At 66.7% G+C, this 15,500-nt stretch carries 9 protein-coding genes and 1 pseudogene; 5 read left to right on the forward strand and 5 right to left on the reverse strand.

Annotation, left to right across the window (positions count from 1 at the left end):
• Positions 1–525 precede the first annotated feature (525 nt).
• On the reverse strand, positions 526–1,041 hold the full coding sequence (locus ACM6LU_RS37660) for a hypothetical protein (protein ID WP_414942647.1): 516 nt from the start codon (positions 1,039–1,041) through the stop codon (positions 526–528).
• 586 nt (positions 1,042–1,627) lie between these two features.
• Between ACM6LU_RS37660 and ACM6LU_RS37665 the strand changes: the two genes are divergently transcribed.
• Positions 1,628–3,562, forward strand: a complete 1,935-nt coding sequence (locus tag ACM6LU_RS37665; protein ID WP_414942648.1) for a hypothetical protein — start codon at positions 1,628–1,630, stop codon at positions 3,560–3,562.
• 449 nt (positions 3,563–4,011) lie between these two features.
• Entirely contained in the window at positions 4,012–4,509 is a 498-nt protein-coding gene (locus tag ACM6LU_RS37670; protein WP_414942649.1) for a hypothetical protein, read from the forward strand.
• 22 nt (positions 4,510–4,531) lie between these two features.
• On the opposite strand, the gene ACM6LU_RS37675 is transcribed toward ACM6LU_RS37670, so the two are convergent.
• Positions 4,532–5,455 carry a hypothetical protein gene (locus tag ACM6LU_RS37675; protein ID WP_414942650.1) on the reverse strand — a complete coding sequence of 308 codons (924 nt, stop codon included), beginning with the start codon at positions 5,453–5,455 and terminating at the stop codon, positions 4,532–4,534.
• A 339-nt stretch (positions 5,456–5,794) separates the two neighbouring features.
• On the opposite strand from ACM6LU_RS37675, the pseudogene ACM6LU_RS37680 reads away from it, so the two are divergent.
• Positions 5,795–7,001, forward strand: a pseudogene (locus ACM6LU_RS37680) (IS21/IS408/IS1162 family transposase).
• The gene (gene istB / locus ACM6LU_RS37685; RefSeq protein WP_414942651.1) at positions 6,998–7,822 is read left to right on the forward strand and encodes an IS21-like element helper ATPase IstB; all 825 of its coding nucleotides are present in this window, start codon (positions 6,998–7,000) and stop codon (positions 7,820–7,822) included. Before ACM6LU_RS37680 ends, istB begins: the two are co-directional and overlap by 4 nt.
• A 15-nt stretch (positions 7,823–7,837) precedes the next feature.
• Here istB and ACM6LU_RS37690 read toward each other — a convergent pair whose 3' ends face one another.
• Complete coding sequence (locus ACM6LU_RS37690; protein WP_414942652.1) at positions 7,838–8,074, reverse strand: hypothetical protein; 237 nt, start codon at positions 8,072–8,074, stop codon at positions 7,838–7,840.
• Between the two features lie 688 nt (positions 8,075–8,762).
• On the opposite strand from ACM6LU_RS37690, the gene ACM6LU_RS37695 reads away from it, so the two are divergent.
• A complete protein-coding gene (locus tag ACM6LU_RS37695; protein WP_414942653.1) occupies positions 8,763–9,314 on the forward strand; it encodes a hypothetical protein in 552 nt (183 codons plus the stop codon).
• 1,243 nt (positions 9,315–10,557) lie between these two features.
• On the opposite strand, the gene ACM6LU_RS37700 is transcribed toward ACM6LU_RS37695, so the two are convergent.
• Together ACM6LU_RS37700 and ACM6LU_RS37705 are read right to left on the reverse strand one after the other, a co-directional pair.
• Positions 10,558–11,778, reverse strand: a complete 1,221-nt coding sequence (locus tag ACM6LU_RS37700) for an AfsR/SARP family transcriptional regulator (RefSeq protein ID WP_414942654.1) — start codon at positions 11,776–11,778, stop codon at positions 10,558–10,560.
• Between the two features lie 674 nt (positions 11,779–12,452).
• Entirely contained in the window at positions 12,453–15,320 is a 2,868-nt protein-coding gene (locus ACM6LU_RS37705; RefSeq protein ID WP_414942655.1) for a BTAD domain-containing putative transcriptional regulator, read from the reverse strand.
• Positions 15,321–15,500: the final 180 nt, after the last annotated feature.

The raw sequence follows: 15,500 nt of genomic DNA on the forward strand, positions 1-15,500 counted from the left end.
ACGTCCTCGCAGCCCAACGCCGCGAACGAGCACGCGTCCGCAGCGAACGCCAGCACATCTGGGGCCAACGCGCCACCCACGCCGCCTAAACCAACCCGGCCAACCTATGTGGTCACAGCACTAGAGGGGTTCGTGCCCTGATCGTGTGGCTCGCGGCCACGACGAGCGGGACACCATCTGCACGTCTCCGTGTCCCATTTTCTCGACATCCATCTGGTATGGATCATACTGTCGTTAAGTGGTGAGGTGGCCGGTCGTGCGCCACCCCACCAGCAGCTCTAGCTGATCAATTCCTGAATTCGGTTAGCCACCCAGAGGTGTACCTCGGGTGGCAAACTCCACCAGAACCCGACGATCGCAGCGCACCAGCGGGCCAGCAGCGATAGACGCTGCAAGGCGCTACTGGTACCGTGAGATCGAGTCTTACGTGCTTGAGGGCACTGGACGTGACGAGGAGTCCCCGCCGGGTGGCAGCCCGGCGAAGCGGGGCTCCTTCGTCGTAGTAGGGGCCGGTAGATTCCTGATCTACACGGCTTTCTTCCGCTCCTGCGCCGTGCTTTTGCCACGGCGGTCCTCCTGTCCCCGCACCGCCACGGTGCGGCGGCCGTGATCGTTGCCCGACTGGCGACGATCGTCGTGAGTGGATCCGCCGACCGCGTCCGGCGATGGCGCGTAGCCAGGCACGGTGGTGCCGGTGGCGTTGGCCGAGAGGGTTTCCACCGGGTAGGTGTAGAGGCCCCTGTGTTCGCGGACCAGTTGCCCACGGTCTACCTGGTAGCCAAGGGCATTGCTGACCTTGGCCGAGTCGGCAGTCACGCCCAGCTTTGCGAGGCGGTTGACCACCTCCGTCACAGTGAAGGTCTCCCCTGGAGCGATCACCTGCAGCAGCAGGCGCCTCAGAGGTAACTCCTGTAGCGCCTTGTCCGCGACCGACATTTGCGAGTTGACGCTGGACGGGGGACGCGGACTGCTCGCGGGCGAGCTCTCGACCTCATGCAGAACCTCACGACATACTTGCACCAGCTGCGGCGGAAGCTGCACGACTGCTCCTGCTTGACGCAACGTCTGCGTCAAGCCCAGGAACTTCCGGATGCCCTCGACCAAAACGTCCACGTTCGGCGGGGGTGACCCGTCGTCAGCGTGTTGCGTCCCGACCACGCACACCACCTCCGTCGCGTTCGTGCACGATCTACTCGTTGGCAAACTCTACACACTTGGAATCCAACTTTCGAGTTTGGGTTAGGGCTCGCGTGTCGCCTGTAACGCAATAGGCCCGGTCAAGTCCTTTGTGTCAGTCGAGTGCGACATACGCATCAGCGAGTCCAAGGATGTTGCGAAACAATGATGACAGGGGCCAACGAGCCTCGGCGTTTCCATCGCGCACCGCGCAGCGTGTCGATCGGGGCCCGACTGGCGCGACTCTCCCTCTATCCGCTATAACTTCACGCAAGTTGGAATCACGTGATTGTGCAGTGCGGCCGTTCGAGGGGTCTTGTACGGCCGAATGGGTAGTGCGGCGGCGCGGTGAACCTGCACCGCTCCGCTTCTCGTGCAGGGTTTTCAGGACAGCGGCCCACGGCTGCGTCGTCGAACGCCTGCGGCTATGGCCGCGGAGGAAGGAGCACCCATGGCGCGGGTGCTGCGTGTCCTGAATCTCAAGATCAGGACTACACGCGGGTGGCAGGCCCACGAGTACGACCTGGACGCCCAGGTCGTAGTCATCTATGGCCCGGCGGACACCGGCAAGAGCTCGATCCCCGACGCGATTGGCTTCGCGATGGGCCTTGAGAACGTACATTTCCGTGGCGCTGTGGACCTGCATCTCCTGGAGGTCGTGCTCACCATCAGGCTGGGCAACCGCACCTACACGCTGCGGCGGCTGCGTTCGTCCAGCTCGCGGGTGGAGGTGACCGACGAGGTCGGCGACCTGGTGGGGCGTTTTCCAGTAAAGCAGCGCAGCGGGGAAACGACGATGTCGGACTGGCTGTTCGAGGAGCTCGGCATGGCTGAGGAGTTCGCCGTGCTCGGCTCCAAGCCGACGTTCCATTCTGCAGTGTGGCCCTACCTGCACCGCAGCCAGTTCGACATCGACCGGCACATTGTGCTGCCGTCCTCCTCCGACCGGCTTCGCCTGGACGCGCTGCAGATCATGACCGGTATCACCGACACCGAGTTGGCCAGGCGCCGGGCCGAGCTGGAAAGGATCGACCGCGAAATCAATCAGCGGCACCGCAAGTGTTCCGGCATCGCGGAGTTCCTGGCGTCCTCCCAGGCGACCGACCCGCCGGCGGTGCGCGCGGCTCTGACCGATCTGTCCGCGGACGAAACGGCATCTGCGGCCCGCTTGGCCGTGCTGCGCAAGTCCGCCAACGCTGCCCTGGACAGTGCTGAACAGTGGCACAAACGCCGTCGTGCCGCCTACGACGCAGTCAACGTGGCCGAGCAGAAACTGCTGCTCGCGCGTCGTGATCTCGGCGAGGCCGAGGCTGACCTGGAAGAGGTCGACAAGTCGATGCACGTGCTAGGACAGCTGGAGGCCGCCGACCCCGCCGACCGGGTCACCCTTGAGCTGATCTCGGAGAGGACGTGCCCCGAGTGCGAGGCGAACCTGCTGGAGTACGTGCCACCACCTGGACACTGCAACCTCTGCTGCCGGCCGTTGCGTGGCCAGCAGAACCTTGCGACCCGAATCGCGTTGCAGAAGCAGCGCCAGATGATCGAGCAGAACCTGACCAAACTGCGCGAGACCGACGAGCTGACGCAGAAGGCAGTCGAGGCCGCCCGCGCCGACCTTGCCACGCAACTGGCCGCCCACCACGCACAGACTGAACACGCGGTCGCCCCGCACGTGGACGCCATCGCGGCCGCCACTGCCGAACTGGCCGCGCTGCGGCAACGCCTGACCGATCTGCGGCAGGTCGACGCAGCGCTGCGCCGCCTAGAGGAGGAACGACGCGCGATCGACGAGCTGAAGGCGCAACAGCGACAGCGCCACGAGGAGCTGCGCGTCGCTGAGTCCGACCGCGAACATCGCGAATATGTCGCCGAGACATTGACCGACATCTTCCGGAGCACCATCGCTGACATCGGGTTGCCCAACGCCACTGGCCGGGCACGCATCGACGCGGACACCCTGTTGCCGTTGGTGGACGAACAGCCCTTCGAAGGGCGCGGCGGAGGTGCTCGGGTGGCTGTCTCGGTCGCCTACAGCCTGACTCTGCTCAGTTACACCCTGGAGATGGACAAGTCGAGCCTTCCGGGCCTGCTGATCATCGACTCGCCGCAGAAGAACCTCGGGACCAACACCGCCGACCGGGAACTGGCGCGCCGGGTGTACCAGAAGTTTCTCGACGCCCTGCAGATTCGCGGCACTATCGGGGACGGCCGCTATGAACGCCCCTTCCAGCTGATCATCATCGACAACGACCGACCAAAGGTTAAAGGCGTAAGCAGGACGCACAAGCTTGACTACGGCGACGGATTCATCAAGGACCTGGACTCGCCACACGGCATCCCCGAAGGTGACGGGTCGTTGCCATTCCAGGACGACCCCGGCGAGTAGCAGCGGTTCCGGCGACCGGCGACTTCCCGCCGACGATCGAGTCCTTGCAGCCCCGCGGCCTCGGGGGCGGAGGGCGTGTCGTGGTCGCACGCGATCAGCTCGCCTGCACGACGCAGCGGACGAGTTCATTGAGCTCGACCCGTACTTTCGACGACTTGACGCAGTCAAGAAGATCAACTTCACGCTCAGAGGGCAGCACCGCTCCTCCGGTGCGCGATGGAGGTCAACACCCGCTGGTTCGGTCGCGGGCGCCGGAGAGGTCGTGGACGTCGGACGCGCCGGCAGTTCCACCGACGATGCTGCGGTCGATCGCACCGACCCCGGTAGATGCGGCGCCGCCGACGTGTGACGAGGCGGCGGTGGAGCCGCCCAAGTACGGCAGTCCGCCGGATTGGCCAGGCTAACCGTGGCTAGTGTGCCTTCGCGCGTGGACCGCCAAGGTTGAGCTGTTGCTTGATGCCACTGTCAAGTTTGAGCTGGTCAGGGGTGCCGGTGAAGCCGCGGACGGCATCAAGAAGCCTCAGATCACTGCGGCCGGTGAGCTTCGGCGCGATGAGGTCGATGAGTTCAGCCCACTTGGTGCGCGGCAGATCGTGCTGAAGCCGGCTGGCGATCTTGCTTTCGGCGAAGAGGCGAAGCGCGATCTCGGCCTGGCTTGGATCGAACTTGCCGATCAGCTCCCTGTAGATGGGATCGGCGCTCAAGGCAGTGCCGTGGCCGTTGGTGAGGAAGACGTAGACAAGTTGGCGAACATAGGTCGAGTTGACGCGCGCTGGGACCTGACCGTGTTTGCCGACGAGGTTCAACAGGCGTTGCGCGACGGGTGTCTCCTCGTAGAAGTTGTTCCAGCCTTCATGGGCATTGGTGAGCTCCTCGACGGCCTGGGCGAGCTCGGCCTCTCGATCGGACTCGGGCAGGTAGGCGGTCCCTCCGACGAGGTCGAGTAGGTCCCGGGCGCGTTGGGCCCGGTCAGCGTCGCCGTTGGCGCGGAACCTCGCGAGCTTGAGCCCGCATTCGTTGCGCTGGTCTTCGCCGACGTAAGGCCAAAGTTCCGGCCAGAGGTTGCGGACATTGTCCTGAGTGTCCGGGGTCGCGTCGGGCGGGTTGAAGATGCCGAACAGACCAGCGGCGAGGTTGTCGGCTTGGTCTGGCGGGAGGTTGTCGAAGAACGCCGCGGCATTGGTCAGCTCGGTCTTCGTGAGGCGCTGTTTCCTGACGTTGCTCAGAAGCTGGCTGATCGCGGCGGCGACGTGGGTCCTTGGGAAGGGTGATGACCTCGCGGATGCAGGTTTCCAACCATTCGGCGAGCTTCAGGCCGGTGAGCGCGACCTGATTGGGGTGCGCGGCGCTGGCGTTATTGCGCATATAGCGGATGTGGTCCAGCTGCTTGTAGCCGATGTCGCTGATCAGCTTGATGCGGTTGGCCGCTGCCATCAGCTTGGCGTCGTCGATCTTGGCCAGGTCGTCCGCGGTGCGCAGGTCGTTGCGGCGGGTAGAGTCGGGTTCGGCGATCTCGAAGAAGTAGGCGACGTCGAACGAGGCGACCCGGGCGCGCAGCTCGTTGATTGTCTCGTTCCAGAGGTAGTTCAACGCGGCGTCGAACAGCCCCACTGACGCGGCAAGGATCATCTTCGCGACGTAGGAGGCACGCGCTCGCTGGGTGTCGTCGAGTCCTTCGAGAGCGTCGGGCGTGTTCCGGAGCAGCTTTTCCCGCTCCCGGACGTTGATGATGATGTCCTCGGTGGGCAGGCCCCACTGCTCGATCATGGTGAGCATGAGGTCCTCGAATGCCTGCAGGTCCTTGCCTGCTGCTTCGACTTGAGCCCGTGGGTCTGCTCGGATGACCAGCCCGGTAACGGCCTGGCCGACGTCACTGACAGTGCCCTCGCTCATGGTGGTGTCTCCCTCGTCCGTGCTGCCCACCAGAATCAGTCGCTTCTAACCAGGTAGTTCGTTAACGACTCCCTAGCAGAGGACGAGGATCGTGATCTCACCGTGCCATGCGGATCGAGGCGTCCATCCCATAGCCGCGCCTGCCGCTGAACTGGGGGAAGAAGACCGAACCAGTACCCGGAGTTGCGCTTCTCACCGACTACCCGGAACCCTGCGCGCGGAGGCGATCAGTCACACCGCCAGGAGAATGCCACCGCCCTGCCGCGGGCTGTGTCGGCGGTTCGTGAAGACTGACCCCCAGGCGACCTCTGAAAATTGACCCCCTCCGATGCTAGGAGGGTGCTGAACGTGGAGGACTGGGCTGAGATCCGCCGTCTGCATCGTGCGGAGGGTGTGCCCATCAAGGGGATCGCCAGGCGGCTGGGCGTGGCCCGCAACACCGTGCGGGCGGCGTTGAGTTCGGATCGGCCGCCGAAGTACCAGCGAGCCGCTCGGGGTTCGGTGGCGGATGCGTTCGAGCCGCAGATCCGGGCGTTGCTGGTGGAGTGGCCGAAGATGCCCGCTCCGGTCACCGCGCAGAAGATCGGCTGGCCGCACTCGATGTCGCCGTTGGAGAAACGGCTGGCAGCGATCCGGCCGGAGTATGTCGGCATCGACCCGGTCGACCGGGTGGTCTACGAACCGGGGCAGATCACCCAATGCGACCTGTGGTTCCCGGAACCGAGAATCCCGGTCGCAGCGGGCCAGGATCGGATACTGCCGGTGCTGGTGATGACGCTGGGGTTCTCGCGGTTCCTGTCCGCCACGATGATCCCGTCGCGCCAGGCCGGGGACATCTTGTCGGGCATGTGGGAGCTGATCAACGGGATCGGGCGGGTCAGCGCCCCGGCGGCGGCGTTCGCCGGAACGCTGGCGACGAAGATCCTGCTGGCGCCACCGCGGGATCCGGAGTTCAAAGGCATGGTGGAGCGCAACAATCAGTTCCTGGAAACGTCGTTTCTGCCTGGCCGGATCTTCACCTCGCCGGCCGACTTCAACACCCAGCTCGGCGACTGGCTGGGCCGCGCCAACGCCCGCACGGTCCGCTCCCTCCAGGGGCGGCCGGTGGATCTGCTGGAGACCGACTACCTGGCGATGCTTCCGTTGCCACCGGTGGCACCGCCGATCGGGCTGAACAACCGGATCCGGCTGGGACGAGACTACTACGTCCGTGCCGACACCGTCGACTATTCGGTCGACCCGCGGGTGATCGGCAAGTTCGTCGACGTCACCGCCTCCGCGCGAGAGGTGACGGTGTTCTGCAACGGCGACGTTGTCGCACAACACGAACGGTCGTGGGCCAAGCACGGCGTGGTCACCGATCCCGCCCACCAGGCCATCGCGGCGAACCTGCGTAAAGCCTTTTGCCGCAGAAAGGAAACAACGCACCGGAGCAGACCGTCAGCACGCCGACGGACACGTCGTCGCACTGCGGGCCCTGCCTGACTATGACGCGCTGTTCGGCGTCGATTTCACCGCCCCTGCAACGAAAGCGAGCAACACGTGAGGGCCACCAAGACGAAACCTGCGACTTCCGCGACGTCGCCGAAAGATGGTCTGCCATCGATGATTGCCTATCTGACTCGTGTCCTGAAAACCCCGACGATCGGCACGTTCTGGGAACAACTGGCCGAGCAGGCACGCGACGAGAACTGGTCGCACGAGGAGTATCTGGCCGCGCTGCTGCAACGCCAGGTCGCCGATCGTGAGTCCAAGGGCACAGTGATGCGGATCCGCACCGCGCACTTCCCAGCGGTCAAGACGTTGGAGGACTTCAACCTCGACCACTTACCTTCACTACGCCGGGATCTGTTGGCGCACTTGGCAACGAGCACGTTCGTCGCGAAGGCGGAGAACGTGATCCTGCTCGGCCCGCCTGGCCTCGGCAAGACACACCTCGCGATCGCACTGGGGGTCAAAGCGACCCAGGCCGGCCATTCGGTGCTGTTCGACACCGCCAGCAACTGGATCGCCCGCCTCGCCGCCGCACACCAGGCCAACAGGCTGGAGGCGGAGTTGAAGAAGATCCGCCGCTACAAGCTGATCATCATCGACGAGGTCGGCTACATCCCGTTCGACCAGGACGCGGCGAACCTGTTCTTCCAGCTCGTCGCCTCCCGCTACGAACAGGGCTCGATCATGGTCACCTCGAACCTGCCCTTCGGACGCTGGGGAGAGACCTTCTCCGACGACGTCGTCGCCGCGGCCATGATCGACCGGCTCGTCCACCACGCCGAAGTCCTCACCCTCACCGGCGACTCCTACCGGACCCGCCAACGCCGCAACCTGCTGACCAAAGACCAGCAAAACGCCCTCAGCCAGGACTGACCCAACCCCAAGGGGTCAAATTTCGGAGACCCGCTGGGGGTCAAATTTGAAGAAGCGTTGACAAGCGGCGCGGGTTCTCGAGGCGTCACTACGGCCGCTGGCCAGCCGGTGCAGCGTGTCCCCAGGAGCCGCCGACCCGTCGAGGAGCCGTTTGCCCTGCTTCGGTGGCACGGTCGCATCGGGATTGGCGCGGGCCTCCTCGACGTGGACGGCGTGCCCGGCCACCGCCTGGTCGCTCTTGGAGTAGGACATGCCCGGCACGGCGCGGTCGAAGATGCTGCCCTGCTTGTCCCGCAGGTAGAACGCGCTGTCGAACCGCAGCCCGCCCTCGGGGCTGACCGACGTCAGGTCGATGTCGCGTTTCGGGGTGAACTCGTACTCGTGACGGCGCTAAGCGGAACTCCCCCGTGTTGGCACGCATCCTTCGCATGGAGACGATCATCGTCATCGGTTGCGGCGGTTCCACCTGCCTGGCCGGTCGCCGCCATACTTGACCTGCCGCCAACGAGACACCAGGCCCCAGAATGCACCCACTGTCCCGCAAAAGAGACAGCGAGTCGAATTGCAACATCAGCAAGCTGGACACGGCTCGTGCCGATATAAAGTACCGGGCCACGACGCCTGACGCGGTGAAGGGCGAGTGGGATTTCGCGTGAGTGCGGACAATTCTTGTCGAACTCTCACCGCCGGATCGGCGGGTACTGAGCCGCACTCCGGTGGGCGACGGTGCCAGCCACCGGACAAGACGAGGAGACCGAGCACCGCGCGTCTGCTTGCCGCGGAGATCTCACCGGTGATCGGCAACGGTCAGGCCCCGATGACGACCAGTCCGGATTCCAGTCGCGGTTCAACCTGCGTCCAGTTCGCCAGACGACTGTGTGTTCTGCTCACATCCAACCCATCGGAGGTATTCCACATGAGGGTTCGACACCGGCGACTGGTGGCAACACTGGCGACAGCGCTGACAACGGCCGCTGTCGCCGCGCTCACGATGGCCCCGCCTGCGACCGCAGACACCTCGGCGCCCGCTGCCGTGGTATCCGCCGCCCAGGCACGCGCCGCGCTGCCCTACGCCAGCCTGATCAGGTCCGGCAACGACCCGATCGTCTTCACCAAGGCCAACGGCTTGGGCACCATGAACGTGATCACCTGCACCGCAGAAACGGCCTACCCGCACAACTCTATCGGTACCCCGAGCGCTGTCACAGGCAAGTCGCGCAGCTCCTGCACCGCGCCGATCACCCAGATTCGCGCACAAGCCGAACTGTGGCGGTACCTGGAGGGCTACGGCTACACCCAGACCGGTATCGGCTCGCTCGCCGTCAACTTCAACGTCGCGGGCCCCCTGACATCAACCGCCTACGATATCTGCCAGGGTCGTCTCGCGTACTGGAAGGCCGTTGGGCGGCACACCTTCTACGCGCCGCCAGGGTACTCGCCACCCTCGGTCTCGTTGAAGACCGAGACGCCCCCGATCGGCGTGAACTGCTAAACCAGTGACGCACAGGACCCGCGGTCGCGGGTGAACTCCGCGGCGACCAGACCGGGAGAATCAAGAACGTGGTGGCTACGTGGACCGACGTGCTGGAACGCGGGGCGGGGTCCAGCGATCCCGTGGAGGCCAGACGTGCCGCGTGGGTCCTGGATGAATTGACCAGGAACGACGTGCCGCAAGCTCGGTTCGAGGTCCGTGGTCTCGTCCGACCCGAGTCCGGTCGCCTTCCCGCGGGTGGTGGCAAGGATCGGCCTTCGAGGTGGGGCCCTCCCGCTGTTCGGGAGGGCCCCACCTCGACGGTGAGGGGCCTGGCCGCGACAGGCAGATCGTGCGGTCGGCCGAGGCGGTGGTGTGGTCAGCGCCGGAGCCTCTTGGCGGGTCAGTAGGCGGCGGCTTCCAGCCTTGATGTGCCTCCCTGCACGCGGTCGCGGAGTCCTTTGTGGAGGGCATGGTGAGTTGACAGGTGACCTGGTTTGGTTAGCCTGCTCCAGTCCTCGGCCAGACGACCTGCGGCTCGTCGTTCGCTGCAGCGGCCGCCTCGGCGCCAGGCGGCGCAGCCGGTCCCGGTCGGTCTGCGTGCCCGTCGCCGCAGCGCGTGCGAGTTCGGTCGCGTCCAGCAAAATCGTGACCCCGGTCGTGAGCAATTGGCCGGGCCGGTCCATGTCGAGCATCGGGGTCGCCTGTCCCCGCCGGGTGCGGGTGGTCGCGATGTACTCGCGCGGGTGAGCTCGTGCACGCCTGCAGACACCGCAACTGGGGTGGGGACAGGCTGCGCCGCATCACCCGCCCTGGGCAGGCACTTTAGGGGACTTCGGCAGAGAAACTGGCGGTCTTCGTCAAGATCGGCTTGGCGGTTGATTATTCGTGTCAGTCGTTGACGGGTTGTCCGCCGTCGTCGCCCGCGCATCGGATAAGTCGTCCGCCGTCGATGTCGGTGGTGGTGTGGGCGTTTCGCAGGCGTTGGCCTTATCGTTTGACGGCCGCGTATGCGGCGTTAACGTAACAAGGGCAGAGCGAGGCGAGGCAGGCGACCGGCTGCCGCAGTGCAGGCCCGCAACCGCAGCGCGAACGAGCATGGAAGCAGCTTGGCCGCTCCTATAAGCTGAGCAGGGATGCCGTCCATGCCGCACCCCGCCAGGCCAGGCCACAACTGAGGCTGTCAACATCCCGATACTCGAAGTAGCCCCATCAGGCAATGATGAGAATCAGTCCGAGCGCAACACCAAGACCGAGGACAACGTCACCCCACTCGATCACCTTTAGCCCCGCACCAGCAGGAGCTGCGCTCGGAATTCGCCGTATCATCCAGCCGTGACAACAGACCACGGAGCGCCCGCTCATCGCTTTTGAGTTCCGCAAGATCTACTTTGAATTCCTCGAGCGGCTCGCCGCGCCGATCCCGATCCTCCATCTTGATCGAGATCTCCAATCCATAGCGGGAATTCGTCAACTCTCGCAGGTACTCGGAGATCGCACGGCGCACAGCCGTAGCCTCGGCTGGAGTCAGCGTGACGGACGCGTCCATACAAAAGTGGACGGCGAGAGCGGTCTTGCCGACCCCGGCTGTGCCGCACACAGCGATGACGGCCGTCGCGACAGGGTCACGCTCGGCGAGCAACCCGTCGAGGGCGGCCAGTTCCGTGGTACCAACGGCAAAACCGGGTGCGTTCGCGGGAAGCTGAGCCGGCGCGGGGCCAGCGCGGCGGGGTCTGCGGCTGGTCGGCGGCTCCCTGAGCAACGCCGCGTGCACGTCGGCCAGTTCAGCTCCCGGCCCGACCGCCAGTTCGTCCCGAAGCGCCCGCCGGGCGTTCTCGTACACGGCGAACGCGTCAGCCCGTCGACCAACAGCCGCGTACGCCCCAACGAGACGAGCCTGCACCGCCTCGTCCAACGAGTGGCCGGCCGCACTCTCGACGAGCAGCGGCAGCAGGTCCACCGCCCTGCCGGTCCCGATCATGACATCGGCATACGCCAACAGCGCGTTCCGCCGCTCGGCGAGCAGCGCGACGACCTTGGCGTGGACGGTGAGCTCAGGATAGTCGGCGAACGGCCGCCCCTGCCAGAGCCCGAGCGCCTCGCCAAGAAGTCCGGCGGCTTCCTCGTCCGCACTTGTCGCCCTAGCAGCCGACACCAGGGCGCGAAACCGCTCTACGTCGACCTGGCAGTCCGGCATCCGCAACGCGTAACCGTCACCGACGGTGGGGATGTTGGTGCTACGCGCGTAGCGGTCCCGTCCAGGTTCGAACAGCCGCCGCAGGTGCTTGATGTGGGTCTGGATAACGTTGGCCGCGCTCGGCGGCGGCCGCTCGTTCCACAGCGCGTCGACCATGTCCGCCCGCGGCACCGCCCGGCCACCGAACAGGACGAGCAGACCGAGCACCGCGCGTCTGCCTGCCGGACCGAGGTCGAGTTCCTGGCCGTCACGCCACGCCCGGATCGGACCGAGAATCTGGATGCGCAACCACCACCTCCATCTAACGGGTCTGTGGACAGCGTGGGCGCCCGGTTTCGTCCGTTCACACGGCGTTTTGCGAATCGGCTGTTCAGCGACCACCGCCATTAGCCGGCGGCCCGGCTATCGGCCGGTGTGGCACGCGTCTCGTGTGCCGAGTATGTGTGTCGGCTGGTGCCTGGGGTTGGCTGATCTGGATACGTCGCTGGGATCGGCGGCACGGCGGAACCAGGTACGACACGGCCCGGTCGCGGTTGTGGGCGGAGTTGTCCAAGCGAGAAGGGGATACGCGCGGATGGGTGCCGCTGGATGGTCGATGCCGGGACAAGCTGGTCGTAGAGGTGTGGCAGCAGCCTGGGCCGACCTGTTGTGCGTGGCCAGTCGCATACGACGACCTGGTCTACGGCATCAGCCCAACGAGCACCTGATCGATCGCCGCGGGGTGCGGGATGACGACTGCTTTCTTTCGTTCACAAGCGACCGCGGGCGTTGATCCGCAGCGACCGCACGGTCTCCCGGAGGGAGTGAGTGTTGGCGGGAAACGACCGCATCCTGAGAATCGATCGGGTGAGTCGGAGTCGGAAGGCGGTGTGTCCATACGGTCGGTTGACCGTGGGGCGTCGGCGCGATCAGTCCGCTTGTCCGGCGCCTCGCCCGGTTTCGGTCATGCCCGGTGTCCAGATCTAGTCCGGCGCCGGGGTCAGATTGTCGAGTTGTCGTTGTACCCGATCTGCGTCGATATCGCGGCCTTGCTCGCGGTATAGCTCGAGGGCTTCCCGCCAAGCGCTGCGAGCATGGTGGTGTCGACCCAGGGCGGCTTGCGGGTGGCCGACGTTGTCGAGGGTGTCGGCGGCTTCGGTGGTGTTACCGACGGCGCGGTACAGGGTGAGGGCTTGCTGGTAGTGGTCGATAGCTCGTTGGTGGTGCCCGGTGTGATGGTCGATGAAGCCCAGGCTGTCCAGGGCGTCCGCCTCGCCGTCGAGGTCCTCGTAGCGTCGGTGCAACGCAAGGGCGGCCTCGCAGTATTCGCGGGCGGTGTCGTACTTGCCGAGGCGGGCAGCGGACGAGCCCACCGCATTGAGCGCGACGGCTTCCCACACCGGTGAGTCGACGACCCGGAAGAGGCCCAGGGCGTGGCGGGCGTGCTCCAGCGCCCTCCGGTCGTCCCCCCGCTGCTCCCACGCCCACCCGAGGGCGTGGTGGGTGTGGGCCTGCTGGGTGGGCTCGTGGTGCAGTTCGGCCAGCCCGAGGGCTTCGTGCAGGTGGAGAATGGCCTGCTCGTGATGGTCCAGCTCGGCATGTGCGTGGCCGAGGAGCCGGTGAGCGAGGATGCGAGCGGTGGGGTCGGGTAGTTGGTCTGCGGCATCGGTGGCGACCTCCCACACGGCCAGGTCGTCGTGATGGCGGCCCCGCCGGCGGTGGAAGGTATTCAGGGCCCAGGCGATCCGCCACACGGTGCGATGGCGGCGGTGAGCGGCCGCGGTGTGCTGGGCGGCGAGCAGGTGCGGGTGGTGGGTGTCCAGCCACGCCCACGCGGCCGGTTGATCGGCCAGCGGCTGGGGGTGGACGCCGAGGCCGGGTGGGGCGAGCTGGATCGGCGGGCGATAGGGGTCCAGGAGACGTTCACCGGTGTAGGCGGTGTGCAGGTAGCAATCGACCACGCGTTCCAGTGCCGCCTGCCGCACGGGCTTTGGGAGGTGGTCGCGGGCGGCGGTGGTGGCATAGGCGCGGACCAGGTCGTGCATCGAGTAGCGCCCGTGCGGGTGCCGGTCGAGCAGGGAGTAATCCTCCAGTACTCGCAGGGCTTTGCGCGTCCGCGTCTCGGGCAGGGCGGTGAGGGACGTGGCGGCGGGCAGGTCGATGTCCGGGCCGGGGGCGATCCCGAGCAGCGCGAACACCGTGCGTTGCTGTTTGGTGAGGTGGTGCAGGGACCAGGACAGCACCGCGGGCAGGCTGGCGGTGGGATCGGTGTGGTGGTCCAGCATTTCCAGGCCCAGCTCGCGCAGCTCGGCGGCGAACTCCGCCAGCGGGATCGCGGGCCGGGTGGCGGCGTGCCGGGCGATGATCGCCAGTGCTAGCGGGTGGCGTCCGCACAGTTCGATCAGCTCGTCGGTCACCGCGGGTTCGGTATCGACGCGCTGGTCGCCCAGTCGCGCGGCCAGCAGGACACGGGCCTCGGCCCGGGTGAGGACGTCCAAGGGCAGATGACGGGCGCTGTATCGGTCGATCAGGGAAGCCAACCTGGCGCGGCTGGTGACCAGCACGGTGCAGGTCGGGCTGCCCGGCAGTAGCGGCACGACCTGCTCGGCGGTGGCGGCGTTGTCCAGCACGACCAGGATCCGTCGCCCGGCCACCAAGTCACGGTATTGCGCGGCCAGTGCGTCCAGGTCTGGCGGCAGTGTGTCCGGGTCTTCGCCGAGGGCGGTGAGGAACCCGCGCACCGCGTCGGCCGGCTCGGCCGACGGCCCGGTGGGACTGAAGCCGCGCAGGTCGACGAACAGTTGCCCGTCGGGAAACCGGTGCAGGTTGCGGTGCGCCCAGGCCAACGCCAGCCACGTCTTGCCGATCCCGCCCGCCCCACCGATCGCCGAGATCACCACCGTCCCTGCCGCTGGGGAGTTCCCGGGCACCGCGCCCGGCTGGATGCCGCAGACCTCGCCGTCCGGGACGGCGAGCGCTGGCGCGACGGTGGTCAGGGCGCGGTCCAGCTCGGCCAGTTCGGGGACACGGCCGGTGAACACCCCGGGCGCGGCGGGCAGTTGACGGGGCACCACCGGTGGCCTGGCCGCCCCTGCGCCGAGGTCGGCCAGGCCGGGGTCGGCGGTGAGGATCCGCTGGTGGAGCTGTTGCAGGTCCGGGCCGGGGTCGGTGCCCAGCTCGTCGGTCAGCCGGGTACGCACCTGCTGGTAGTGGTCCAAGGCGTCGGCCTGGCGGCCGGCGCGGTAGAGGGCGAGCATGAGCTGGGCGGCCACATGTTCGTCCAGCGGGTGCGCGGTGGCGCGGGCGGTCAGTTCGGGTAGCAGCGCGGCGTGCCTCCCGGCCCGCAACGCCAGGTCGAAGCGGTCGGTGTCGGCGGCGAACCGCTCCCGCTCCAGCCCTTGGCGCACCGTGGTGATCCACGGCGTGTCCAGACCGGCCAACGCCTCGCCCCGCCACAGTCCGCAGGCGTGGTTCAGCAGTTCCAGCGCGCGGGCCTGGTCGGTTTCGGCGCGGGCTTGGCCGACCAAGCAGCGGAACCGGTGCAGGTCCACGTACTCGGGGTCGACCAGCAGGACATAACCCCCGCCGCGACGCTGGATCACCATCTCGTCCACGCCGGCGTCGGCCAGCAGGTGGCGCAGGAGGGAGAGGTAGTTGCTGACCAACTGGCGGGCCCGTCGGGGCGGGTGCTCGCCCCAGATCCGGTCCACCACCTGATCGGTGGCGACCACCTGGTTGGCCTCGGCCACCAGCACCGCCAGTACGCACCGCTGCCGGGCGTGCCCGAGATCCACCCGTGTCCCGTCGGCCCAGACCTCGACATGGCCCAGCACCCGCAGCTCCACCGCCATCGCGCGGCCCCCTCCCGTGCCGTGGAGGAGTCCTGTCTATGCCCGCCGACCGGTGTCCGGCACCACTGAACAGGCGATTCGCAGAATGTCCTGCAGGCCCAAGGCGCCGGGCGCCCAGACTTCTCCGTGCGGCGGGGCAAATCACTGCACCCGTCCGCGGACCCGATGGAAGGAGTTCGT

Origin of the sequence: Amycolatopsis sp. cmx-11-51 (assembly GCF_047608665.1) — a bacterium.
Taxonomy (GTDB): domain Bacteria; phylum Actinomycetota; class Actinomycetes; order Mycobacteriales; family Pseudonocardiaceae; genus Amycolatopsis.

Excerpts from the sequence above, each read along its gene's own strand:
- ACM6LU_RS37665 (WP_414942648.1), top strand. The coding sequence starts at position 1,628 with ATGGCGCGGGTGCTGCGTGTCCTGAATCTCAAGATCAGGACTACACGC.
- ACM6LU_RS37675 (WP_414942650.1), bottom strand. The coding sequence starts at position 5,455 with ATGAGCGAGGGCACTGTCAGTGACGTCGGCCAGGCCGTTACCGGGCTG.
- ACM6LU_RS37690 (WP_414942652.1), bottom strand. The coding sequence starts at position 8,074 with ATGTCCTACTCCAAGAGCGACCAGGCGGTGGCCGGGCACGCCGTCCAC.
- ACM6LU_RS37705 (WP_414942655.1), bottom strand. The coding sequence starts at position 15,320 with ATGGCGGTGGAGCTGCGGGTGCTGGGCCATGTCGAGGTCTGGGCCGAC.